Source organism: Campylobacter sp. BCW_6877, from assembly GCF_001762445.1.
GTDB lineage: Bacteria > Campylobacterota > Campylobacteria > Campylobacterales > Campylobacteraceae > Campylobacter_D > Campylobacter_D jejuni.
In genome coordinates this window covers 42,931-66,236 of record NZ_MJWW01000031.1, presented here as the reverse complement: position 1 = coordinate 66,236, position 23,306 = coordinate 42,931, and the positions used below count along the sequence as shown (strand labels likewise).

Here is a 23,306-nt window from a genome sequence, read left to right as displayed (position 1 = left end):
TGTCTTTAAATTTTGCTAGAAAGGTTTGCAATGAAACTTTTTGGAACTGATGGAGTTCGTGGAAAAGCGGGTGAATTTTTAGATAGTTTTTTGGCTATGCGTTTGGCAATGGCTGCGGGTATTTATTTTAAAGATAAAAGTATTACTAATAATATCTTAGTAGGAAAAGATACAAGAAGAAGCGGCTATATGATAGAAAATGCTATTGTTTCAGGGCTTACTTCTATAGGATATAATGTTATACAAATTGGTCCTATGCCAACTCCTGCGATTGCATTCTTAACTGAAGATATGCGTTGTGATGCAGGGATTATGATTTCAGCTTCTCACAATCCTTATTATGATAATGGTATTAAATTTTTTGATGCTCATGGAAATAAACTCAGTGAAGATATAGAGAAAAGAATAGAAGAAATTTATTTTGATGATAAGCTTATACAAGCCTCTAAGGTGGATATGGAAAAAATTGGTCAAGCAAAAAGAATTGATGATGTTATAGGAAGGTATATTGTTTCTATTAAAAATTCTTTTCCAAAAGATCTTACTTTAAAGTCTTTGCGTGTGGTTTTAGATGTGGCTCATGGGGCAGCTTATAAGGTAGCACCTACTGTTTTTAAGGAATTAGGTGCTGAAGTTATAGTAATGAGCGATAAACCTAATGGACTTAATATCAATGAAAATTGTGGAGCTTTACATCCTGCAAATTTAGCTGCTGAGGTAAAGCGTTTGCGTGCAGATGTGGGCTTTGCTTTTGATGGTGATGCAGATCGTTTGGTGGTTGTAGATGAAAAAGGAGAAGTGGCTAATGGAGATAGTTTATTAGGGGTTTTAGCGCTTTATCTTAAAGAACAAGGTAAATTACAATCAAGTATTGTGGCTACTATAATGAGTAATGGTGCTTTAAAAGAGTTTTTAAATAAACATGGCATAGAACTTGATACTTGTAATGTGGGCGATAAATATGTGCTTGAAAAATTAAAAGCTAATGGTGGAAATTTTGGCGGAGAGCAAAGCGGACATATTATTTTTAGCGATTATGCAAAAACTGGAGATGGTTTGATAGCTGCTTTGCAATTTAGCGCTTTAATGCTTTCTAAGAAAAAATCTGCAAGCTCTATTTTGGGTCAAGTCAAACCTTATCCTCAGCTTTTAATCAATCTTAAAATTGCAGAAAAAAAAGATTTAGATAAAATTAAAGGTTTAAAAGAATTAAAAAAAGATTTAGAAAATAAAAATATTAATACCTTATTTCGCTATTCCGGAACAGAAAATTTGATAAGACTTTTGCTAGAAGCTAAAGATATTAAGCTCTTAGAAAAAGAAATGAAAAATGTTGTGGAGTTTTTTAAGAAAGCTTTAAATGGCTAAAACTTTTAAATTTATTTTTTATTTTTGGGGTGCCTTTGTTTTGGTTTTTACTCTTGATCAATGGGTAAAATCCTTAACTTTAGCAGGACTTAGATGGCAGAGTGAATACTTAGATTTAACTTATGCTCTAAATACAGGCGTAGCTTTTTCAATGTTGAGTTTTTTAGAGCATAATTTAAAATATTTACATCTTGCTTTAATTGGCGTGCTTTTTATTTATCTTTTTTGGCAAAAAACACTTTTAAAAACTCATAATATAGCTTTTGGAATGATGCTTGGTGCTGGTGTTTCAAATTTATTGGATCGTTTTATACATGGAGGTGTAGTGGATATGTTTTTTTGGCATAAATGGTTTAATTTTGCTATTTTTAATGTTGCAGATGTCATGATAAATATAAGTGTAGCTTTGATTTTAGTACAAGAAATATTTAAAAAAAGGAAAAAAGATGACAGAATGGATTAATGATTATTATTTTTGGATTAAATGGGTGCATTATTTGGCATTTGTTTCTTGGATGGCGGGTCTTTTTTATTTACCTCGTCTTTTTGTGTATCATGCTGAACATAAAGACAATAAAGGTTTTGTCGAGATTGTAAAAATTCAAGAAAGAAAACTTTATTTTTATATACAAACTCCTGCAATGATTGTGACTTTAATCACAGGAAGTTTAATGTTGCATGCTCATAAGGAAGTTTTAATGGTAGGTTCGGGTTTTATGCATGTTAAACTTACCTGTGTTACACTTTTGATTATTTTCCATATACATAATTATTATTGTTTAAAAGCTTTAGCAAATGATACTTCTGCTAAAAGTGGGAAATATTTTAGAATTTATAATGAATTCCCAACTATAATGTTTATTATTATCGCTTTAATGATGGTTGTTCGCCCCTTTTAGTTTGTCTCCGCTTTAAATTCCATACTAGCGGAGTTAAGCGGATCAATATTTTCTTTCATGATATCGATATAATCTTTATTTTTAAGACGCTTATCATCTCTAAATACTGCACGCACAAGATCCATTCCTGTGTAAAAATCTTTCATTAAAATCACAAAAAGATATTGACCAAATTCAGTTGCGATTAAAGCATTTTGATCTTTTATGATGGCACCACTTGTTTTAAGCCCTAAAAGTTCTATGAAAAGTTCTTTTTCGAGGTTGCAATTTAGGGTTTTATTAAATTGATCAATTTCTATTTTTCCTGAAAAAATTTCAGTTAAAAAGACATATTTGATAATTTCTTTTTTATCAAAACAAGCTTTGGCTATATTAGCATTTTGTTTTTCTTGTATAAATTTAGCATAATCATTTAGATTAAATGCATTGATTAAAAGCTCCCCATCTAAAAAGCTAAAAGCCCCGCTGCCCACTCCTAGATATTCATGATGAGAACTAACATATTCGTCATTAAGCTTGTTTTTTTCTAAAGAAAAACTCCAACCATTGTTTTGGGTATAGTCTTTAAAAAATTCACATATGATTTGATAATAAGTAAATTCATTATCTTTAATGCTTACTCCTAAACTTTTAGCGATATTATCTTTGGTAAGATTTGATTTCATTAAAGGATAGGTTGTGATTTGTTGCGGGGCTAAATTTTTAGCAATTTCTAAGTCATTTAAAAGTTGTTTTTCGCTTTGTCCTGGAAGATTGAAAATAAGATCTATACTAAAAATAGGTAAAATTCCTAAAGCTTTTGAAATTTTTTCTTGAAGTTCTTTAGATGAACCAAATTTATTATATCTTGCCACTTTTTTTAAAGTTTCATCATCAAAACTTTGAATCCCACAACTTAAACGATCAATTATACCTTTAAACATAGAAAGCTTATTTGGATCAATATGATTTGGATCGCTTTCGCATGAAATTTCTTTTATATTAAATAACTTTTTACAAAGTTCTAAGGTTTTTAATAATTCCTCTTCGTTAATCAGTGTTGTACCACCACCCACATACATGGAGCTAAAATCAAAACCTTTATCTTTCATGATTTTAATTTCTTCTCTAAGATTTTGAAAATACACTTTGGCTAAATTTTCATCATAATAATATTTATGAAAGCTACAATAAGGACAAAAAGTATGGCAAAAAGGTACATGGGCATAAAGCATATAGCTTTTGTCTTGTTTTGGAATTTTTTCTTTGGGTTGTTTTAAAAGTTCGACATTGAAACCTTTTTGGAGGGATTTTTCCATCATAGTATGAGAGTATTTTAAAGCTAAATTTTGAAATAAATTCATAAGTGGCCTATATATTAAAATATTTAAGGTATAACTTTATCAATTTTTAGCTAAAATAGGAGTAAATTTTTTATTTCTTAAATAAAAAATGGGATTAAGTTTTTAAATTATTTAAAAAGGATATAAAATGGATAAAGCCAAAATTGTTCAAAATTTAAATGTTTTGTTTAAACAAAGAGCAAAGTTTTACTCTTATTTTGATGAAAATATTGCTAAAATCAATAATACTGAAGTATTTGATTTTAAGAATGCTAAAAATTTAAATCCAGAAGAGGTATATAGGCAATTTTATCATTTTGATTATGCTATAAGAAAATTATTGCCTGCTATTTACAAGGCTTATGAAATTACAGATGCAGATTTAGACAAAGATTTTTAATTTATTTAGAGAATAGAACAAACTATTCTCTAAAAGACATATCTAAATTTTTTGATTCTTCTTTTATATTTTTGCCTGTATCTTCGCTTTGCTCAAATCCTCCACCAAATGCTTTGATTACATCTACTATGGAATTAGCATAAGAATATTTAGTATTATTAAAAGCAACCGCAGCATTAAGCCAATTTTGACGTGACTCTAAATAATCTTGCAAAGACATTTCTCCTATATCATAGCGTTCTTTAGCAATTTCATAGATTCTTTTGTAAGATTGTTCGCTTGCTTGTGCATTATCGTATTGTAAGCGTATAGTTTTTCTAGCTACTAAAGCATAGCGAATTTCTCCAAAAGCAGTAATCAAGGTATTTTGATAATTTACAAAAGCTTCATCTTTACTAAGCTTGGCTAAATTTATATTTTGGTAAATTTCACCCCAATGAAAAATAGGCAGAGTAAAGTTTCCACCTATATTCCAAGTTTTAGAACCTCCTTTAACCAAGGTATCTAAATCCCCGCTTTCAAATCCCAATAATCCTGTTAAAGAAAGGCTAGGCAAGAAAGCCGTGCGAGATACTCCAATAAGATAATTTTGCTGAGTTAATTTTTCTAAAGAAGAGGCAATATCTGGACGTTGAAGCAAGATGGTACTCGAAATTCCAGTTGGAATGTCAAATTCTTTAAGATTAAAAACTTGATAGCTTTGATTTTTGTAAAGTATGTCATTTAAATCATTTGAAGTTAAAATTTTTAAAGCTTTAAGGTAATTTTCTTTATTTAATTTTGCTTCATTGCATTGCAAAGCCATACTTTCTAAGTTGGCTCTTGCTTGAGCAAGTTCATATTCACCTACAGCACCAACTTGAAATTTTTCATCATTAATCCTATAAATTTCTTTTGCAGATTCATAAGCTTCTTTAAGAGCATTTTCATTTTCATAAGCATTTACAAGATTAAAATAAGTTTGAACCGTATTTGAAATAACAGAAAGTCTTGCAGCTTCATAATCATACTCACTTGCTTTAAAGCTTGATTTTGAGGCACGATATGTATCGCGATATTTTCCCCAAAGATCGATTTCATAGCTTAAATTAAGCCCCATTTTAAAATCATTACCGTAACTTACTTCCCCAGTTCGATTGCTTGGAGCATTTATAGCTGTTTTTGCACGACTACCGCTTGCGCTACCATCAAATTTTGGCAACAAACTGCTAAAATCTATACCTAATTGAGCAGCAGCTTGTTCCATGTGTATGAAGGCAAGTTTTAAATCATTATTATTTTTAAGTGCTAAATCAACCACTTTATTTAAATTTTCATCATCAAAATCTTTCCACCAATTTTTTGTGATAGAGCTATTGTTTTCTTTTTCCAAGGATAAGGCCCCAAGCTTATTATCAATGCTATAGTTTGCTTCGGGAATATTTAAATTTGGACTTAAAGAGCAAGCTGAAATCAAAAGAGTAAAACTTGCTATAGCGCTAATTGAAATTATTTTATTCATGAACCTTACCTCTTTTTTTATCTAGCCATTCATTAAAATTTTCTAAAAGATAGAAAAATAAAGGCACAAAGAATATCGCTAAAGTTGATGCTGCGATCATTCCACCAATAAGCCCTGTTCCTAAAGAGTGTCTTGAAGCACTTCCTGCTCCTGTTGCGAAAATCATTGGCAAGACCCCAAAAGTAAATGCCAAAGAAGTCATTATGATAGGACGAAAACGAAGTTTTGCTGCTGCAACAGCTGCTTCAAAAACTCCTTTGCCTTTTTTAAAGCGCTCTTCCATTGCAAATTCTACGATCAAGATAGCATTTTTAGCTGAAAGTCCAATCAAGAGCAAAAGTCCTGTTTGAAAATATATATCATTGCTAAATCCTCTTAAATATACCAATAAAAATGATCCAAATACCGCAAAAGGCACAGCTGTTACAACTGCTAAAGGTATAAGCCATCTTTCATATTGGGCAGCTAGAATTAAGAAGACAAATATCATCCCTAAAGCAAAAGCATAGCTTGCTGTTCCTTTGCTAGAAACTTCTTGATAGGCTGATCCACTCCAAGCTATGGAATAATCATCCCCTAAGGTTTCTTTTGCTACTTGAGCAATCGCTTCTATAGCTTGACCTGAAGTATAACCTGGTGCGGGTTGACCTTGAACTTGTGCCGCTGGGAAAAGGTTGAATCGTTTTACATCATCAGGCCCTGAACTTCTTTGTAAAGTTAAGAAAGAATCAAGTGGTATCATTTTTCCATCGTTTGATCTTACAAAAATATTTTTTAATGCATCTTGTGTATTTCTAAAATCACCTTTTGCACGGATATTTACTTGGAAGTTTTTGCCTAACATAGAAAAATCATTAACATAATAAGTGCCTATAGTTGCATTCATTGTGTTAAAAACATCTTGCATGTTAAGATTGTAGTGTTTTAATTTATCTCTATCAATTATAAGCTTGTATTGAGGGAAAGTTGTATCAAGGGTTGTTCTTACTCTTGATAGTTCTTTTCTTTGGTTGGCTACAGCAACAAGTTTATTTACATCTTTTTGTATTTCATCATAACTTTTTCCACTTTTGTTTTGAACATACATTTCAAAACCACCTGTGATGCTTAATCCAGGTATAGGAGGTAGGCCTATAAATATACTTGAAGCGTTGCGATCAAAAGCAAATTTTTTATTAAGTTCCATGGCGATTTCATCAGCACTCACATTTCTATCTTTCCAATCTTGCAAGCCTATAAACATTGCAGCAGCGTTTTCTTTTAATGAGCTTGTAAAAAGATCAAATCCTATCATAGCCATTGCATCTTTAATTCCATTGGTTTTTAAAACTTCTTGACTTATATGATCAACTTCTGAGATTGTTCTATGAAGTGCTGAAGCCGAAGGAAGATTAATAATGCCAATCATCAAACCTTGATCTTCTTCAGGAACTAAAGAGCTTGGTACAGCTTTATAAAGATAAAAAATTGCCCCAAGCATAATACAAAAAATTAAAACAAAGCGAATGGTTCTTTTTAAAATATATGCTACTCCTGTGCTAAATACAGAAGTACTCCAATCAAAAAAATCATTAAATTTCTTTACAAATTTAAATGGCTCTCCTTCATTACGTCGTAAAAAGAGTGCACATAAAGAAGGTGTTAAAGTAAGAGCAACAAAACCTGATATGGCTACAGATATTGCTAAGGTAAGGGCAAATTGTCTTTGAATTTCTCCAACAAAACCTGATATAAAAGAAACGGGTATAAAAACAGCACAAAGTACAAGAACAATTGAAATAACCGGAGAGCTAACTTCTTGCATCGCTTGGATAGCAGCATCTTTTACGCTTATTTGTTCATTTTCGTGTAAAATCCTATCGATATTTTCCACAACTATAATCGCATCATCTACAACAATCCCTATAGCTAAAATCAAGGCAAAAAGCGTAAGCAAGTTAATACTAAAGCCTAAAACATAAAGTCCAGCAAAAGTTCCTAATAATGAAACAGGTACTGCTATCATAGGAATAAGCGTTGCACGGAAATTCTTTAAGAACATATACATAACAATGATAACTAAAATTAGAGCTTCAACAAAAGTTTTAATTACTTCTTTGATTGATTCTATCACAAATTTTGTTGTGTCGTAAGGAATTTTATATGTTAAACCTTTTGGGAAATTTTTTGAAAGTTCTTGCATTTTAGCCTGGACAAGTTCTGCTGTATGCAATGCGTTTGCCCCTGATTGAAGATTGATTATAATCGGAACTGCATCATTGCCATTTAATCGTCCTTGTGAGCTGTATTGCTGTGATCCTATTTCTACATCAGCTATATCTTTAAGTCTTAAAAATGATCCATCATCATTTGTTCTTAAAATAATATTTTCAAATTCGCTAGGATTTTGTAGTCTTCCTTGCATAGTGATTGAATAAACATAAGGGGATTTTTGAGTTACGGGCTCTTCGCCAATTTTACCAGTTGCGTATTGAGCATTTTGGTCATTAACCGCAGAAATTACATCAGTAGCTGTGATTCCAAATTTATTTAATAAATCAGGTTTTAGCCAAATTCTTAAAGAATAATTACGATTTCCTATAGCGTTTGCATCCCCAACTCCCGGAACCCTTTTTAACTCATCTAAAACATTTAAAGCGATGTAGTTGTATACATCCACCGCACTCATTGAACCATCATTTGAATACATAGAAATTGCAGCAAGTGTTGCTGAAGAAGTTTTTCTAACAGTTACTCCAAGTTTTTTAACTGCATCTGGCATTTTTGCAGTTGCAGCTGAAATTCTATTATTAACATCTATAGTGGCTTGATCGGGATCTGTGCCGATATCAAAATAAACAGTCAAACTCATAGTTCCTGAAGAACTTGAAGTTGAATCCATATAAATCATATTATCTGCACCATTGATTGCATCTTCGATAGGACTTGCAACTGTTGAAGCAATGGTTTGTGCATCAGCTCCTGTGTAAGTTGCGCTTACCTTAACTGTAGGAGGAGTTAAAGAAGGATATTGTTCTATAGGTAAATTTGTAAGACCGATGACTCCAGCTAAAGAAATGATAATTGCAACAACTGAAGCAAAAACAGGTCTTTCGATAAAAAATTTAGAAAACATTATTGTGCTCCAATTTCTTTAACTTCGCTACCAACTTGAATTTTTTTAAAGTTATCTAAAATGATTTTATCGCCATTTTGTAATCCTTTGTCAATGATAGCGTATTCATTGTTTTGGTAGCTTATATGTACAGAAGATTTTTCTACTTTTCCATTTTTAACAAGAAGAACATAAACATCATTTTGATCTTGTTTAATAGCTATTTGAGGCACTTTAAAGCCATTTTTTTGTATAAAACCTTCTGAAGTAATTGTTGCAAAAGCACCCGGTAAAAGTGTTGAGTTGTTGTTATCAAATACAGCTTTAGCTTTTACTGTTCCACTATTAGCATCTATAACGGAATCAATAAAATAAAGTTTGCCTTGAACGGTTTCTCCATTAAGATTTAAATTTGCATGAATGCTGTCTAAATCCCATTTTCCGCTTTGAGTATTGTGGACTAAATTTAGTTTATCTGTATCTGAAATAAAGAAATCTGCGTAAATAGGATTTAAATTTGTAACTCTAACTAGTTCAGTTGTTGAAGCACTTACATAATCCCCTATATTAACTAAAGCATCTCCTATAGTACCATCAAAAGGAGCTTTTATTTCGGTATGATCTAGATCAATTCTTGCATTTGCAAGTTGTGCTCTAGCAGTTGTTAGACTAGCTTTTGCATTATTAAATGTAGCAAGAGAAGAGTCGTATTCTTTTTGAGAGATTGCATTTTTGCTAAAAAGAGCCTTGGAACGATTAAAATCCTTGCTCGCGTTTTCAAAAGTTGCCTTAGCCATTAAAGCTTGTCCGTAAGCTGAATCAACGCTAGCTTTAAATTTATCTTGCTCTACAATAAATAATGTTTGTCCTTTTTTTACCTTATCTCCAGCCTTAAAAAGTTTATTTACTATTACGCCACTAACTTGAGGTTTTATAATAACATCATAATCACTGACAAGTTTAGCAGGATAAGTAAAACTAAGTGGCAAATCTTCAGATTTAGCACTCATTGTTGTTACAGGTTGAGGCGGCATTTGTATTTTTGGTGCTTCTTCTTTGCTACAAGCAGTGAGTAAAAGCACAACACTTAAAGCTAAAATAATATTGTTTTGAAATAATTTCATGGTTTTGCCTTGAAAAATTAAATTAAAAATTGTAATATTTATTACAAAAATTTTTGGCTAATTATATCTTAATTTTGGTTAATAAAATTATTTTTTAAGCTTTGGAACCATTGATCCCATTTAGAAAAACGTTTACAACAAATTCAACATGTTCTTTTTGTTCTTTTTTATTTTTCACAGGAGCATTAATTAAAACATTAAGATGATGATAAGGTTCTTTTAACATAGTACAAAAAAGAACAGCAAGTTTTTCTGCATTTTTTTTCATATAAGAATTATTTTGTTGCTTAAAAAAATCCATAAGTATGTTATAGGAAAAATTTTGTTGATTGTTTTCTATCCAATTAGCAAGGTGTCTATCTTTATCATAAACTTGAGAATAAACAATTTTACCAAAAGCTACAGCTTCTGGTTGATTAAAAATTTCTATAAAAGTTAAACCAAAAGAAGTTAAAATTTCTTTTAAAGTACCATTTTCAATTTCTTGTGTTTTGGAATAAATAAGATGAAAATGTTTTTTACATATGTCATCTAAAATTTCAAAGAATAATCCTTCTTTGCTTTTAAAACTATTATAAATATTAGAATAAGATCCTCCGGATAATTTAATAATATCACTCAAACTTGTTTCTTGGTAACCTTTTGTTAAAAAAAGCTCTAAGGCCACTGCTTTGATTTTCTCTTGTCTAGCTAAAACTTTTTGTGATGGTGTTCTATTTGAGTTCATTTTTTATCCTTTGTAAGAGTGTTTTTGGGGTATACAAATATACTTTTTCTAAAAACCGAAATTTTTTCATTATCTTTTGCATAAGCTTTTATATGTAAAGGAAAGATTACATCTTTTTTATCGTTGTTTACTAAATTTTTTGTAGCTTTGATAACAACTATTTTTTTAACTTGCTCTCCCGCTTTTAATTTAAAAGGTTTGTTTGGTCTTATGATTTCAATTCCATCATTTATTCCTTCTAAATTTGCTGTAAAATAATATTCATGAGGTTTAGAATCTGTATTTTGAAACAAAAAGGTATAAGCATTTGAAATGACTAATTTGCCTTTAACATTTGAAATATTATATAATTCACTACTACGATTGATATTTAAAAGCATGCTTTCTTTTTTGCTTCCCATGATGATTAAAGCCAGTAAAGCAATTAAAAGAACTACAAAATATGCTATCGTTCTAAATCTTAAATAATGAACCTTAGAACGCGTTTCAATAGCTTTTGCACTTGTCCAATTGATCAAACTTGGACGATTAAATTTGCTTTGTACCTTAGAACAAGCATCGGCACATTCAAGACAATTAATACATTCAAGTTGCATTCCTTTGCGTATGTCAATATGAGTTGGACAGATGCTAACACAGGCTTCACAACCTATGCATTCTCCTTCAGGCGGTTTTTTATGAAGTTTGGTGTGTCCATCATAAATCAAACCTCCGCGTTTTTCATCGTAGATCACTTGCATTGTATCATGATCAAACATTACAGATTGTATTCTTGCATAAGGGCAGACATAAACACAAAACTTTTCTTGTAAATAGGTAATATCTAAAGTAAAAAGTAAGCTAGCGCAAAATAAAATTCCAAGTAAAAGTAGATGCTCACCAGGATTTTGAATATAATTGAAAAAATCTTCAGGAGGAATAAAGTACCAAAGTAAATTACTAATAGCAACTAAAGATATAAAATAAAAAATTATTACTCCAAGAAATTTTTTAAAATATTGTCCCTCATATTCTTTTTGTTTATTATTAATATTTTTGCGAATTTTAAGAAATTTAGTTTGTATAATATCCCTATATATAACTCTAAAAATCGTTTGTGGACAACTCCAAGCACACCAAATTCTTCCGCCTAAAGTTGTAATAAAAAAAATAAATAAAAAAAGAAATATAAGAACAAAAGGCATAAGATAAAATTCTTGTGTTGAGAAAGAAATAAAAAATAGGTTTAATTTAGAGTGATCAAAACTTAAAAGAAAAAAATGATTTTCATTAATTCTTATGAAAGGTAGAGCAAATATGACAATACTTGCAATTAAATATATAAAATATCGTTTTTTTGTATAGTTTGTAATGTGTCCTTGCATTTTTAGACCTTAATTATAATTTTTAGCACTTTGTAACTAAGGATTATAGCCGATAAAAACTAAAACAATTTTTAAATGCTTTCTAAGTTAGAATTAATAAGAAGTGTTTTATAATTATATTTCACAACAAAAATTTACACAGAAAGGTGGTGAGGACTGTGCCAGGAATCAAGGTGCATCCTAACGAGTCTTTTGATGAAGCGTATCGTAAATTCAAAAAGCAAGTAGATAGAAATCTAGTTGTAACTGAAGTAAGAGCAAGAAGATTTTTCGAGCCTATGACTGAAATTCGCAAAAAACAAAAAATTTCAGCACGCAAAAAAATGCTTAAAAGACTTTATATGCTTAGACGCTACGAGTCAAGACTCTAACCCAAAAGCCCGAAAGGGCTTTTTTTATACCTACAAATCTTCATTCGGTATTAAAAAGTATTTATTATTTTTTGTTAAAATTTCTAATTTAAATTTTCTGTTTTTAGGATAAACTTATGAAAAAAATCAAAAAAATCATTCAAATTGGTATGATAGGTGGTTTAGCAGCTGTTGCTGGAGGTGCTTTAGCAGGTTGTGGAAGTAATAATGACAATGCAGATACTTTAAATCAAGCAGCTAATGTTCAAGGAGCTTTTGTAATTATCGAAGAAACAGCTCCAGGGCAGTATAAAATCAAAGATCAATATCCAAGTGATGAAACAAGGGTAGTTTTAAAAGATCTTAATGGTACAGAAAGAATTTTATCCAAAGAAGAAATGGATGCTTTGATTAAAGAAGAAGCAGCTAAAATTGATAATGGAACTTCAAATTTAACTAAAGACAATGGACAAATCAGTAGTGGAGGATTGAGTTTGGGAGAAACTTTACTCGCAAGTGCTGCAGGCGCTATTTTGGGAAGTTGGATAGGTTCAAAACTTTTCAATAATCAAAATTTTGCCAACCAACAACGCGGTGCTTTTTCAAATCAAAGTGCTTATCAAAGGAGTGTTAATAGTTTTAATAAAGCAGGTACAACAAGCTCCGCTTCAAGTGCTAAAAAATCAGGTTTTTTTAGTGGAGGCTCTAAAGCCACAAGTTCTAGTTCTTCTTTTGGTTCTTAAGGATAAATAATGCAATTATTACAAGTAGACAAACTTCAAAAAGATTATTTAGAAAATATAGGTTTTTCTTGGCATACAGATGAAGATGGAAGTGATTATATTAGCAATAAGTTAGTTTGTGTTAAGGAAAGTGAAGCTAATGCTTATTATGAAGCGGTAAATGAGCTTTATGATATGTTTATTGCTGCAGCGCAAGAAGTGATTGACAATGATCGTTTTGATGAGCTTGGAATCCCTTTTAATCTTATTGATGCGATTAAAATGAGTTGGGAAAATGAGGTTCATTGGCATTTATATGGGCGTTTTGATTTAGCGGGTGGGCTTGATGGTAAGCCTATAAAACTTATAGAATTTAATGCTGATACCCCTACTGCTCTTTTTGAAAGTGCGATTTTACAATGGGCACTTTTAAAACAAAATGGAATGGATGAAAGCGCACAATTTAATAGCATTTATGAAAGTTTGATGGATAATTTTAAAAGACTTATTACCCTTGATGAAAGTGTTGAAGAGTTTGAAGAGCATTACCAAGGGTGGAAAATTCTTTTTTCAAGTGTTGCAGGAAGCAAAGAAGAAGAAATCACTACAAAATTACTTTCCCATATAGCCAATGAAGCAGGTTTTCAAACTAATTTTTCCTTTGTAGATGAGGTAGAATTTAGTGAAGAAGGAATTTTTAAAGAGGGTGAAAATTATGAGTATTGGTTTAAGCTTATTCCTTGGGAAGATATAGCTATAGAAGAGGGTGAACTTGCTATGCTTTTAACTCAGATTATGCGTAATCAAAGAGCGATTATTTTAAATCCTGCTTATACGCTTTTATTTCAATCTAAGGGAATTTTAAAAATTTTATGGGAGCTTTATCCAAATCATCCATTACTTTTAGAAACAAAAGATACTCCTTTAGAGGGTAAAAATTATGTTAAAAAACCTGTTTTTGGTAGAGAAGGCGCAAATATAAGTATAATTAAAGATGGAAAAACTTTGCATGAAAATGTAGGTCCTTATGGGAATAATAAGGCTATTTATCAAGAATATGTAGAGTTTAATTCATGTGAAAACGAATACTATCAAGCAGGTGTTTTCTTTGCCTATGAAGGGTGTGGCTTAGGATTTAGAAAAGGTGGTCTTGTGCTTGATAATTATTCTAAATTTGTAGGACATATTATAAAGGATTAGAAATGAAAATTGTTTGTTTAGATGCGGCAACTTTAGGGGATTATGATTTAAGTGTTTTTGAAAAATTTGGTTCTTTACAAATTTATACTACAACAAATAAAGAGCAAACTATAGAGCGTTTAAAAGATGCTAATGTTGCCATGACAAACAAGGTTGTAATTGATAAAGATGTGATTGATGCTTGTAAAAATTTAAAACTCATTTTAGAAACTGCCACAGGGGTTAATAATATCGATATTGAGTATGCTAAAGAAAAAGGTATTATTGTAAAAAATGCTGCTGGGTATTCTACTATGAGCGTTGTGCAACATACTTTTGCGTTTATGTTTGCTTTTTTAAATCAAGTGCTTTATTATGACAAATGGAGTAAAGAGGGTAAATGGTGTGAAAGTCCTATTTTTACAGATTATAGCAGAATTTTAAATACCTTAAGCGGTAAAAAACATGGTATTATAGGCTTAGGAGCTATAGGTAAAGAAGTGGCAAAAATTTCAAAGGCTTTTGGAGCTGAAATTTATTATTATTCTACGAGTGGAGCTAATAAAAACGCAGATTTTGTACATTTGGAATTAAAAGATTTATTAAAAACTTGCGATATTATAAGTATTCACGCACCTCTAAGTGAAAAAACTAAAAATTTACTCACCTTTGAAGAATTAAAGCTTTTAAAAGATAATGCGATTTTGATTAATGTAGGAAGAGGTGGGATTATCAATGAAAATGATTTAGCTAAAATCATAGATGAAAAAAATATTCGTGTAGGACTTGATGTTTTAGAAATTGAACCTATGATGAAAAATCATCCGCTTTTAAGCATTAAAAATAAAGAAAATCTTATTATCACTCCTCATGTTGCATGGGCGAGTAAGGAAGCTTTAAATGCTTTAATGGATATAGTTTATAATAATTTAAAAGAATGGATAGAAAATGGCAAGTGAACATAGTTTTGATATTTCAGCAGCTTTAGATAAGCAAGAGTTAAAAAATGCTTTTGAACAAGCTAAAAAAGAACTTGATAGTCGTTATGACTTAAAAGGAATTAAGTGTGAGATTGATTTAAACGAAAAAGAGAGTATTTTTAAACTCAGTTCTTCTAGTGAAGGAAAACTTGATGTTTTAAAAGATATAGTGATTTCTAAACTTATCAAAAGAGGAATTAATCCTAATGCTATTAAAGAGCTTTCTCGTGAAAGTGGAGCAATGTTTCGTTTAAATTTGAAAGCAAACGATGCTATTGATAGTGAAAATGCTAAAAAAATCAATAAAGCTATTAAAGATAGCAAGCTTAAAGTTAACTCTTCGATTCGTGGTGAAGAAATTCGTGTTGTAGCAAAACAAATCGATGATTTACAAGCTGTGATGAAGCTTGTAAAAGAGCTTGATTTAGAGTTAAATATCAGTTTTAAAAATCTCAAATAAGGTCAAATTTGAAACATTGTTTAGCTCTGTGTTTTATTTTTTTTCTTTGTGCTTGTAGTGTGAAAAATCAAAATTTTTCAAGTCAAAGCTTGATGGTTTTGATTGCTTCTCCTATGATAAAAATCAATGATGCAGCTTTTTTAAAAAAAGAAAATAATGCTTTAAATTTAGAAGTTTATAAACTAGGGCAAGCTTTTTTTGAACTCAAAATCAAGGATAAAATTTGCATCAATGCAGTGTGTTATGATAAAAAAGTGTTTAATCAAAAATTTTTTAAAAATGTATATTATGATGATATTTTAAGTGATGTTTTAAAGGCAAATGCTTTATGGCAGGGTAGAAATTTAGAAAAAACTGATTGTGGTTTTGAACAAAATTTAAAAGCAAAAAATTATGAAATTTTTTATCAAGTTTGTGATAATAAAGTAAGTTTTTTTGATAAAATTTCACATACTAAAATTATCTTAACGCATATTCAAAATTGAAGGATAGAGTTTGAAATTTTTTTTACTGGTATTTTGCTTTGTCAATCTAGCTTTAGCACAAGTTTATAAAGGTGAATTGTATTTTTATCATTTGCAGGATAAAGAAATTTTTGCCATAGTTTATGATAATGCACCTATGACTCCACTTTTTGACAGGGATAAAAATCAAACAAGTTCTAGTTTTTTAATTGTTGATGATATAAATGGAAATTTAGAGATTCCGCTCGTTAAGACAAATGATTTTTGGCAGGATGAGCGTAAAAAATATAAAATCAATTCTTCTAAAATGCTTACATATGATAATAAAAATTTTCAAGGAAAAAATTTAGGAACGACTACTTTAGAACTTGTTGAAACGCAAGATGGCATTCGTATAAAGCATAGTCTTGATTTTATAGGTTTTAATGATGATTTTAAAGAATTTCATCCTGTCCATAAGGGTGTATTTAGCTTTGAACAAATTCGCCAAAAACCTATTTTTTTACAAGATGGAAAAATTAGTTTTGAAGAATGGTATTATTTTTATGAAGATGGTATGAGTCGTGCTATTTTAGAGTTAAATAATTTTGTTTATGATATTAATACTCACACGTTTGTAAAACTAAATGATTTGTATAATACTGAAAATCAAAAATTTCAAAATCTTTTACATGAGAGGCTTAAAAATACATGTGATGAGTGTTTTGAAGATCTGCAAAATTTACAATTTAATAATAATTTTTTGCTTAATAATGGAAAACTAAAAATTTGTTATCTACCTTTTGAAGGTCATTTTTTAGATGAAAATATTTGCGTAGAATTTAACGAAGATGAGCTTAAGGAATTTAAAAAATAATGGAAAAATTAAAAAATTTTTTAAGTTTGAAAAATATAGAAGATACTCAAATTTATAAAGAGCTTAAGTGTGCTAAAAATGAGGCTTTGATTCTTAGAGAGCTCTGTAGAAATTATGTCGTTTCTATTTCTTCTATCAATGCCTTTACTTTATTATCGACAATTTTTGGAAATGATAAGTATCTTTATCTTGATGCTTTGGAGGATTTAAAAAAACTTATCGAAAGAGGTTTTGTAAATCAAAATTCGAGTTTTTTTAAAAGTTTAGAAAATAATAAAACTCAAACATTAACTCTTGCCTTATTGCAAAGTGAGCTTAGTCTAAGTGAATATTTTTTAGAATTTTTAGAAGCAAAACCTCGTTTAAACTTTGAGAAACAAGAGGCTTATGCAGATTATTTAGAATATTTAAAAGATGAATTTGTGCGTATTCAATTATACGAAAGATTAAGTTTTATACAAAAAAGTGCTTATAATAGTGAAATAAAAAACCAAATTAAACTTTATGAAAAACATATCAAAGAAAGACTAAAAAAAAGTAAATTTTATAATGTATTAGCTGATATTTTTAAAGAATACAATCTTGAACATAAAGAACAAATTATTTTTCTAGCACTTTTAAAAGAAGAATACGCCTTAAGTAATGAAAGTTCGATTTCTAGAGAAATGAATTCTTTACTTTCTTTAATCAGTGAAAATGATTTAGAAAGGCATAAAAATAAAAAACTATTACAAGAAAATGCTCCTCTTTTAAACTTAATCGAGTATGATGAATATTTAAATGCTTTTGGAGATATTTCTAAAAGTTTTTTTATTATCGATGAAATTTTACAAAGAATTATAAATTTTGAACCAAAACAAAGTAAAAAAATCAAAATTGAAAGTGTTTTAAAAGATCAAGATATTTTCGAGCTTATAGAACCAAGCACTGACATCAATGATATTATTATGCCTGAAAATACAAAAGAGCTTTTAGAAAATATTTTAAAACAACAAGATAAAAAAGTCCTAGAAAGACTTCATTCTTGGGGTATAAAGAGTAATAAAAATATAGAAGCTAAAATTATTTTTTATGGTCCTGCTGGTACTGGAAAAACTATGTCAGCTTTAGCTATGGCTAAATCAATGAAAAAATCTGTTCTTAGTTTTGACTGTTCTAAAATTTTGAGCAAATGGGTTGGAGAGAGTGAGCAAAATGTAAGAAAAATTTTTGATACTTATAAAAATATCGTGCAAACTTGTAAACAAAGTCCTATTTTACTTCTCAATGAAGCCGATCAGTTTTTAAGTACGCGTGTAGATGGAAGTAGTGGTAGCGATAAAATGCATAATCAAATGCAAAATATATTCTTAGAGCAAATTGAGCGTTTTAGTGGTGTGATTATCGCTACGACAAATTTTTTAGAAAGTTTAGATAGTGCATTTTCAAGAAGATTTGATTATAAGATAGAATTTAAAAAACCTGATTTTAAAGATAGGCTTAAAATTTGGGAAAAATTTCTACCTAAAAAAGCATTATTCGAAAAAGATTTTGATATAAATATTTTATCAAATTATGAATTAAGTGGAGCACAAATTTTAATGGTAGTAAAGAATACAGCTTTGAAAGTAGCTGTATCACAAGATGGGGTTTTTAAAATGCAAGATTTTATAGAAAGCATACAAAAAGAATTAAATTCAAGTTTTGATAAAAGTAAGATTGTTGGATTTTAACTTTTTTAATGTTTTTGTATAGCGAACTATAAAATAAAACAAAGCTATAATTAAAGCACTCCATTCCCAAAACATAGGAACTTTTGGGGTTAAAAAATAATGATAACTTGCCAAAACTAAGCATAAATATCCTAGTTTTCTGATTTTACTAAGTTTTTTAAAGATTTTAAAAGAACTTAAAAGCATTAAAAATATGATTAAAAATGCGATAAATCCACTTGCTTCTAATAAACGATGTGAAATATCATCGAAAAGCCTTGAAATTTGAGCATTTCTATCAAAAATAAAATAATTTAAAAAGTGCAAAATCGCCCAAAAAACTGCAAAAATACCTAAAATTTTAGGATAATTTTTTGTTTTTTTAAATTTAAGTAAAGAAAATAAAAGACTTAAATTTAAAAAGATTAAAGCAAATATTCCGGTGTAAATATAGGCTTCTTTTACAAAATCAAAGGCTTTTATGATATGATAAAAGCCATATATTAAACTTATGATAAAGCTAAAATAAGCAAGAAATTTAAAGTATTTTGTCTGCATTAAAAATTCACTTTCAAGTCCATGTTTTTATATAAACTTGCCACTTCTTTTTCATAGCCATTAAACATTAAAGTAGGTTTGGTAAAGAAGTCTCCTAAAGCCCTCTCGTTAGCTTGAGACCATCTAGGATGAGAGACATTAGGATTGACATTGGCATAAAAACCATATTCGTTTGGAGCGTAACTTTCCCAAGTGGATTTAGGCTGTTCTTTGGTAAATTCTATTTTAACTATGGATTTAATACTTTTAAAGCCATATTTCCAAGGGACAACAAGGCGTATTGGAGCGCCATTTTGAGGCTTTAAGGCTTTTTTATACATTCCTACTGCAAGCAAGGTAAGAGGATGCATAGCTTCATCCACGCGAAGTCCTTCTACATAAGGATAGTCTATAGTTGGAAATAAAGCGTCTTGATCGGGAAATTGGCTCTTATCTAAAAGAGTGGTAAATTTAACAAATTTTGCTTCGCTTGTAGGCTTTGCCATTTCAATCAAACGACGCAATTCAAAGCCTACCCAAGGTACCACCATAGACCAAGTTTCAACACAGCGAAAACGATAAATTCTTTCTTCTAGAGGGAATTTTAAAATATCCTCCATGCTTAAAGTTAAAGGTTTTTCTATTTCTCCACTGATATCGATTTTCCAATTTTGAGTATTGAAATTTTGTGCCAATGATACAGCCTTTTTTTTATCTGTTGAAAATTCATAAAAATTGACATAATTTGTAGCCAGTTCTTCATCGCTGATTTCAAGTTTGTTTGGATTAGTATCGCTTGTGAAATTTAAAGCAGATAATTTAGAAGCAAGCACGCTTGAACTTATTAAAGCACCTGCTCCAAGTTTTAAAAAATCTCTTCTTTTTTTATATAAATTCTCAGGAGTTATAATCATAATTTTTCCTTATTAAAAATTTTTATTATTAAAATATAACAAGGATAATGATTATTAAATTTCTTGTAGAATTTTTTCACAAATTTTTCTAGGGTTATTATCTTTATAAATAGGGCGTCCAACTACTATAAAATCGCTTAAATTTTCTCTAGCCATTGTTAAATTAGCGACGCGTTTTTGATCATCATTTTTCTCTCCAAATGGACGAATTCCTGGAGTGAGAGTTAAGAAATTTCTTTGGGTGTGTTCTTTGATGATTTTACTTTCAAAAACAGAGCATACCATACCATCAAGTCCATTTTCATAGGATATTTTTGAAAAATTAATTACAGCTTCTTCGATTTTTTGTCTATAAATACTAAAGAAATTTTCTTCATTAAAACTCGTAAGAGCAGAAACTGCTAAAACTAATGGTCTTTTTGAAAATTTGCTAAGCCGTGTCATAACTTCTTGCATGGCTATTTTTCCAGCACTTGCGTGGATATTGATCATATCAACACCAAGTTTTGATATTTCTTCGCAAGCATCTGCCATAGTGTTGGGAATATCATGAATTTTAAGATCAAGAAATATTTTAAAATCATCAACTTTTTTAAGTTCTTCTATGAATTTAAAACCATCTCTTAAATATGCTCTTAAACCTACTTTTAACCATATGTCTAAATTTTTTAATTCTTTAGCAAGTTGTAAGCATTCTTCTTTTGTAGAAAGATCAAGTGCGACACAAAGCTTCATTTTTTAGCCTTTATTAAGGCATCTAAAACTCCATTTATAAATTTTGGAGAATTGTCATTAGCAAGTTCTTTAGCAAGTTCTATAGCCTCATTGATGACAATAGCACTAGGAGTATCGGTAAAAAGTAACTCATAAGCTCCAAGTCTTAGTATAGCTCTTTCTACATGTCCTAAAGCTGTAATTTGATTATCATTTAGAAATGAATTTAAGGTTTCATCAATATTGTTTAAATTATCTAAAATTCCATGATATAAATTTAAAGTAAAATTTTTTTGTTCATTGCGTATTTTTTTTTCATCTAAAATTTCATCTACAAAAACGTTGTTTTGAGAATTTAATTCAAAAGCATAAAGTAAGGAGATGACGCTTTGGCGAACTTGATGACGCGTTGCCATTAAAGCTCCTTGCTTAAATTTAACATCTCGATTACAGTTGTCATAGCTTCAAAGCCTTTATTGCCTGCTTTGCTTCCAGCTCTTTCTATGGCTTGTTCTATTGTATCTGTAGTTAAAACACCAAAGCTTACAGGGATATTATGATTTAAACTCACATTGGCTATGCCTTTGGTGGTTTCTGCTGAAACATAGTCAAAATGCGGAGTTGAGCCACGAATTACTGCGCCTACGCAACAAATTGCATCAAATTTTTTGCTTTCTATAGCTTTTTTTAACGCATACGGAAGTTCAAAAGCACCAGGAACAAGTATAAGGCTTAGATTTTCCTCTTTGCCTCCGTGTCTTAAAAAAGCATCTTTTGCTCCTTCTACAAGGCGATCTGTGATGATATGATTAAATCTTGCATTAATGATAGCAATTTTTGTATTTGAGTCTAAATTTAATTTTCCTTCAATAATGTTCATTTGTTTTCCTTTATGATATTTTGTATTTCTAGTAATGTATTAACGCAATTTTTAAGGCGTGTAAGATTAAGCATATTAGGTCCATCGCATAAAGCCTCGCAAGGATTAATATGTGTTTCAAAGAAAAAGCCATCTATGCCTACGGCTGCTGCCGCTCTTGCTAAAGGTTCTACAAATTCGCTTTTCCCTCCGCTACTTCCACCTGCAGCCCCTGGCATTTGTACACTATGGGTAGCATCAAAAATAACTGGAGCAAATTCACGCATGATAACTAAAGAACGCATATCTACTACTAGATTTCCATAGCCAAAGCTAGCTCCTCTTTCAGCTACAAAAACACCATTTTTTTGAGCAGCTTCATAGCCTTCATCTTCTATACCACGGGTTTGTAGAACTTTTTTAACGCTGTATTTGATATCGCTTGGGTTTAAAAATTGTCCTTTTTTGATATTAACTTTTGCCTTAGTTTTTGCTGCGGCTACAAGTAAATCGGTTTGACGACATAAAAAAGCAGGAATTTGCAAGACATCAGCTACTTCACTTACAGGGTTTGCTTGATTGCTTTCGTGTATATCGGTTAAGATTTTCATGCCAAATTCATCTTTTACGCTTTGTAAAATTTTTAATCCTTCTTCAAGACCAGGACCTCTAAAAGAATTAATACTTGTGCGATTGGCCTTATCAAAACTTGATTTGAAATAAAATTCTATATTTGGGTTTTCATTAAAATTTTTTAATTGTTCGGCAACTTTAAAAATCAAATCTTTGCTTTCTATCACACAAGGACCAGCAATGAGTATCATTTTTTTCATTTTTTTCCTTTGTTCTTAACTAAAATTAATCCACCAAAAATAATGCCTATTATACCTAAAAAAACCATAGTACTTGGTAAATTATCTCCTAAAATTATCCCAACTATCATACTAAATACCACATCAAGATAACTAACTCCAGCAACTACTCCTGCTTGTTTAGCGATACCATAAGCTTTAGTGACATGAATTTGATAAATGGTGCCTAAAGTTCCCATAATGGCAATGATAAGCCAAGCTGTAAGACTTGGCATCACAAAAGGTGCTAGAATGAAATCTAAATGTAAAGAATCAAGATGCTGTGGTTCAAAAAATTCAGCACTGATCATAGAAATTAAAGGCATTAAGGTTCCTAAAAGGATAAAAGAAAAGGCAATTTGTTCTGTAGTGTAAGATTTTCTAAGTTCTCTTACACTTGTAAGAGCTAAAGCAGCTAAAAATCCACTCGTGATACCTATAACTGAATTTTTTAAATCAAAGCCTGAATGATTTAAATTATGAGCCCAAGGCTGAGCGATTAAAAGTACTCCACCAAATGCTATTAAAATTCCTATCCAGCCTTTGATGCCAATATTTTCTTTAAAAACAACAAAAGCTATTAAAGTAATAAAAATAGGAGCAGTTTTTTGAAAAGCAAAAGCTCCACCTAGTGTAATATTTGAAACATTATAGAAAAACATATATAGTGAAAGCGTGCCTACTACTCCACGAAATACCAAGAGCCAAAAATGTCCCCCTTCTTTATGTGCCTTAGATCGTTTTAAAAGATAGACTATGAAAAAAATTCCTATAATATTTCTAAAAAACATAATTTCTATAGAACTCATTTCCTTGCTAAGAATTTTTGCACAAGCTCCCATAAGTGCAAAGTCCAAACATGCTAAAATCATGAAATAAATTCCTAAATTATGCTTGATTACTTTTAGCATTTTTTTTCCTTGACTAAAA

At 30.2% G+C, this 23,306-nt stretch carries 23 protein-coding genes and 2 pseudogenes; 12 read left to right on the top strand and 13 right to left on the bottom strand.

All coding sequences use genetic code 11. The features are described 5' to 3' along the window. The first annotated feature begins 30 nt into the window (after nucleotides 1-30). The 3 genes from glmM to hemJ are packed head-to-tail and all read left to right on the top strand — an operon-like array spanning nucleotide 31 to nucleotide 2,267. On the top strand, nucleotides 31-1,368 hold the full coding sequence (gene glmM, locus AJ936_RS02635; protein WP_070210138.1) for a phosphoglucosamine mutase: 1,338 nt from the start codon (nucleotides 31-33) through the stop codon (nucleotides 1,366-1,368). Beyond that, on the top strand, nucleotides 1,361-1,831 hold the full coding sequence (gene lspA, locus AJ936_RS02630; protein ID WP_044793899.1) for a signal peptidase II: 471 nt from the start codon (nucleotides 1,361-1,363) through the stop codon (nucleotides 1,829-1,831). Before glmM ends, lspA begins: the two co-directional genes overlap by 8 nt. Continuing rightward, complete coding sequence (gene hemJ, locus AJ936_RS02625; RefSeq protein ID WP_002861126.1) at nucleotides 1,815-2,267, top strand: protoporphyrinogen oxidase HemJ; 453 nt, start codon at nucleotides 1,815-1,817, stop codon at nucleotides 2,265-2,267. The genes lspA and hemJ overlap by 17 nt, the downstream gene beginning before the upstream one ends. Here hemJ and AJ936_RS02620 read toward each other — a convergent pair. After that, nucleotides 2,264-3,610, bottom strand: coding sequence for a coproporphyrinogen III oxidase family protein (locus tag AJ936_RS02620; RefSeq protein ID WP_070274031.1), 1,347 nt, complete (start codon nucleotides 3,608-3,610; stop codon nucleotides 2,264-2,266). The two genes, hemJ and AJ936_RS02620, sit on opposite strands and share 4 nt — an antisense overlap. Nucleotides 3,611-3,737: 127 nt before the next feature. Between AJ936_RS02620 and cmeU the strand changes: the two genes are divergently transcribed. Further along, nucleotides 3,738-3,989 (top strand): CmeU family protein, encoded by a 252-nt coding sequence (gene cmeU, locus AJ936_RS02615; protein WP_002870770.1) that lies wholly within the window; start codon nucleotides 3,738-3,740, stop codon nucleotides 3,987-3,989. Nucleotides 3,990-4,011: 22 nt separating this feature from the next. Here cmeU and cmeC read toward each other — a convergent pair whose 3' ends face one another. The 5 genes and pseudogenes from cmeC to ccoG all read right to left on the bottom strand — a co-directional run bounded on the left by cmeC (nucleotide 4,012) and on the right by ccoG (nucleotide 11,799). Beyond that, complete coding sequence (gene cmeC / locus AJ936_RS02610; RefSeq protein WP_070274030.1) at nucleotides 4,012-5,490, bottom strand: multidrug efflux transporter outer membrane subunit CmeC; 1,479 nt, start codon at nucleotides 5,488-5,490, stop codon at nucleotides 4,012-4,014. After that, nucleotides 5,483-8,605, bottom strand: a complete 3,123-nt coding sequence (gene cmeB, locus AJ936_RS02605; protein WP_002861130.1) for a multidrug efflux RND transporter permease subunit CmeB — start codon at nucleotides 8,603-8,605, stop codon at nucleotides 5,483-5,485. The genes cmeC and cmeB overlap by 8 nt, the downstream gene beginning before the upstream one ends. Beyond that, nucleotides 8,605-9,708 (bottom strand): multidrug efflux RND transporter periplasmic adaptor subunit CmeA, encoded by a 1,104-nt coding sequence (cmeA, locus tag AJ936_RS02600; RefSeq protein WP_070274029.1) that lies wholly within the window; start codon nucleotides 9,706-9,708, stop codon nucleotides 8,605-8,607. The genes cmeB and cmeA overlap by 1 nt, the downstream gene beginning before the upstream one ends. A 94-nt stretch (nucleotides 9,709-9,802) precedes the next feature. Next, nucleotides 9,803-10,435, bottom strand: a complete 633-nt coding sequence (gene cmeR / locus AJ936_RS02595) for a multidrug efflux system transcriptional regulator CmeR (protein WP_070243286.1) — start codon at nucleotides 10,433-10,435, stop codon at nucleotides 9,803-9,805. Next, nucleotides 10,422-11,799 (bottom strand): annotated as a pseudogene (ccoG, locus tag AJ936_RS02590) (cytochrome c oxidase accessory protein CcoG). The gene cmeR and the pseudogene ccoG overlap by 14 nt, the downstream one beginning before the upstream one ends. Nucleotides 11,800-11,957: 158 nt before the next feature. Between ccoG and rpsU the strand changes: the two are divergent. The 8 genes from rpsU to AJ936_RS02550 all read left to right on the top strand — a co-directional run bounded on the left by rpsU (nucleotide 11,958) and on the right by AJ936_RS02550 (nucleotide 18,522). Next, on the top strand, nucleotides 11,958-12,170 hold the full coding sequence (gene rpsU / locus AJ936_RS02585; RefSeq protein ID WP_002780697.1) for a 30S ribosomal protein S21: 213 nt from the start codon (nucleotides 11,958-11,960) through the stop codon (nucleotides 12,168-12,170). A 116-nt stretch (nucleotides 12,171-12,286) separates the two neighbouring features. Next, nucleotides 12,287-12,892 carry a UPF0323 family lipoprotein gene (locus AJ936_RS02580; RefSeq protein ID WP_002870776.1) on the top strand — a complete coding sequence of 202 codons (606 nt, stop codon included), beginning with the start codon at nucleotides 12,287-12,289 and terminating at the stop codon, nucleotides 12,890-12,892. Between the two features lie 9 nt (nucleotides 12,893-12,901). Then, nucleotides 12,902-14,071 (top strand): glutathionylspermidine synthase family protein, encoded by a 1,170-nt coding sequence (locus AJ936_RS02575; RefSeq protein ID WP_002870777.1) that lies wholly within the window; start codon nucleotides 12,902-12,904, stop codon nucleotides 14,069-14,071. 2 nt (nucleotides 14,072-14,073) lie between these two features. Continuing rightward, entirely contained in the window at nucleotides 14,074-15,009 is a 936-nt protein-coding gene (locus tag AJ936_RS02570; protein WP_052949527.1) for a D-2-hydroxyacid dehydrogenase, read from the top strand. Further along, nucleotides 14,999-15,490, top strand: coding sequence for a YajQ family cyclic di-GMP-binding protein (locus AJ936_RS02565; protein ID WP_002861136.1), 492 nt, complete (start codon nucleotides 14,999-15,001; stop codon nucleotides 15,488-15,490). The genes AJ936_RS02570 and AJ936_RS02565 overlap by 11 nt, the downstream gene beginning before the upstream one ends. Before the next feature lie 8 nt (nucleotides 15,491-15,498). Next, complete coding sequence (locus AJ936_RS02560; protein WP_002870780.1) at nucleotides 15,499-15,975, top strand: hypothetical protein; 477 nt, start codon at nucleotides 15,499-15,501, stop codon at nucleotides 15,973-15,975. Nucleotides 15,976-15,985: 10 nt separating this feature from the next. Next, nucleotides 15,986-16,810 carry a hypothetical protein gene (locus tag AJ936_RS02555; RefSeq protein ID WP_070274027.1) on the top strand — a complete coding sequence of 275 codons (825 nt, stop codon included), beginning with the start codon at nucleotides 15,986-15,988 and terminating at the stop codon, nucleotides 16,808-16,810. Further along, nucleotides 16,810-18,522, top strand: coding sequence for an ATP-binding protein (locus tag AJ936_RS02550; protein ID WP_002861139.1), 1,713 nt, complete (start codon nucleotides 16,810-16,812; stop codon nucleotides 18,520-18,522). Before AJ936_RS02555 ends, AJ936_RS02550 begins: the two co-directional genes overlap by 1 nt. Here AJ936_RS02550 and AJ936_RS02545 read toward each other — a convergent pair. The 7 genes and pseudogenes from AJ936_RS02545 to AJ936_RS02515 form a co-directional block, all read right to left on the bottom strand. Next, complete coding sequence (locus AJ936_RS02545; protein WP_052949532.1) at nucleotides 18,487-19,059, bottom strand: sulfite oxidase heme-binding subunit YedZ; 573 nt, start codon at nucleotides 19,057-19,059, stop codon at nucleotides 18,487-18,489. The two genes, AJ936_RS02550 and AJ936_RS02545, sit on opposite strands and share 36 nt — an antisense overlap. Further along, nucleotides 19,059-19,952, bottom strand: a complete 894-nt coding sequence (gene msrP / locus AJ936_RS02540) for a protein-methionine-sulfoxide reductase catalytic subunit MsrP (protein WP_070274026.1) — start codon at nucleotides 19,950-19,952, stop codon at nucleotides 19,059-19,061. Before msrP ends, AJ936_RS02545 begins: the two co-directional genes overlap by 1 nt. 57 nt (nucleotides 19,953-20,009) lie before the next feature. Continuing rightward, nucleotides 20,010-20,687: pseudogene (gene pyrF, locus AJ936_RS02535) on the bottom strand (orotidine-5'-phosphate decarboxylase); the annotation flags it as partial. Then, entirely contained in the window at nucleotides 20,684-21,082 is a 399-nt protein-coding gene (gene nusB / locus AJ936_RS02530) for a transcription antitermination factor NusB (protein ID WP_002854405.1), read from the bottom strand. The gene nusB and the pseudogene pyrF, both read right to left, overlap by 4 nt. Then, entirely contained in the window at nucleotides 21,082-21,546 is a 465-nt protein-coding gene (gene ribE / locus AJ936_RS02525) for a 6,7-dimethyl-8-ribityllumazine synthase (RefSeq protein WP_002854278.1), read from the bottom strand. Before ribE ends, nusB begins: the two co-directional genes overlap by 1 nt. Then, entirely contained in the window at nucleotides 21,543-22,358 is an 816-nt protein-coding gene (gene kdsA, locus AJ936_RS02520; RefSeq protein WP_002854449.1) for a 3-deoxy-8-phosphooctulonate synthase, read from the bottom strand. Before kdsA ends, ribE begins: the two co-directional genes overlap by 4 nt. Then, nucleotides 22,355-23,287, bottom strand: a complete 933-nt coding sequence (locus AJ936_RS02515) for a DMT family transporter (RefSeq protein WP_002877515.1) — start codon at nucleotides 23,285-23,287, stop codon at nucleotides 22,355-22,357. The genes kdsA and AJ936_RS02515 overlap by 4 nt, the downstream gene beginning before the upstream one ends. Nucleotides 23,288-23,306: the final 19 nt, after the last annotated feature.

Coding starts and splice junctions, on each gene's coding strand:
- AJ936_RS02580 (WP_002870776.1), top strand. CDS start 12,287: ATGAAAAAAATCAAAAAAATCATTCAAATTGGTATGATAGGTGGTTTA.
- AJ936_RS02570 (WP_052949527.1), top strand. CDS start 14,074: ATGAAAATTGTTTGTTTAGATGCGGCAACTTTAGGGGATTATGATTTA.
- AJ936_RS02550 (WP_002861139.1), top strand. CDS start 16,810: ATGGAAAAATTAAAAAATTTTTTAAGTTTGAAAAATATAGAAGATACT.
- hemJ (WP_002861126.1), top strand. CDS start 1,815: ATGACAGAATGGATTAATGATTATTATTTTTGGATTAAATGGGTGCAT.
- cmeU (WP_002870770.1), top strand. CDS start 3,738: ATGGATAAAGCCAAAATTGTTCAAAATTTAAATGTTTTGTTTAAACAA.
- AJ936_RS02575 (WP_002870777.1), top strand. CDS start 12,902: ATGCAATTATTACAAGTAGACAAACTTCAAAAAGATTATTTAGAAAAT.
- cmeB (WP_002861130.1), bottom strand. CDS start 8,605: ATGTTTTCTAAATTTTTTATCGAAAGACCTGTTTTTGCTTCAGTTGTT.
- glmM (WP_070210138.1), top strand. CDS start 31: ATGAAACTTTTTGGAACTGATGGAGTTCGTGGAAAAGCGGGTGAATTT.
- cmeC (WP_070274030.1), bottom strand. CDS start 5,490: ATGAATAAAATAATTTCAATTAGCGCTATAGCAAGTTTTACTCTTTTG.
- AJ936_RS02565 (WP_002861136.1), top strand. CDS start 14,999: ATGGCAAGTGAACATAGTTTTGATATTTCAGCAGCTTTAGATAAGCAA.
- msrP (WP_070274026.1), bottom strand. CDS start 19,952: ATGATTATAACTCCTGAGAATTTATATAAAAAAAGAAGAGATTTTTTA.
- nusB (WP_002854405.1), bottom strand. CDS start 21,082: ATGGCAACGCGTCATCAAGTTCGCCAAAGCGTCATCTCCTTACTTTAT.
- AJ936_RS02515 (WP_002877515.1), bottom strand. CDS start 23,287: ATGCTAAAAGTAATCAAGCATAATTTAGGAATTTATTTCATGATTTTA.
- kdsA (WP_002854449.1), bottom strand. CDS start 22,358: ATGAAAAAAATGATACTCATTGCTGGTCCTTGTGTGATAGAAAGCAAA.
- cmeR (WP_070243286.1), bottom strand. CDS start 10,435: ATGAACTCAAATAGAACACCATCACAAAAAGTTTTAGCTAGACAAGAG.
- cmeA (WP_070274029.1), bottom strand. CDS start 9,708: ATGAAATTATTTCAAAACAATATTATTTTAGCTTTAAGTGTTGTGCTT.
- AJ936_RS02545 (WP_052949532.1), bottom strand. CDS start 19,059: ATGCAGACAAAATACTTTAAATTTCTTGCTTATTTTAGCTTTATCATA.
- lspA (WP_044793899.1), top strand. CDS start 1,361: ATGGCTAAAACTTTTAAATTTATTTTTTATTTTTGGGGTGCCTTTGTT.
- ribE (WP_002854278.1), bottom strand. CDS start 21,546: ATGAACATTATTGAAGGAAAATTAAATTTAGACTCAAATACAAAAATT.
- AJ936_RS02620 (WP_070274031.1), bottom strand. CDS start 3,610: ATGAATTTATTTCAAAATTTAGCTTTAAAATACTCTCATACTATGATG.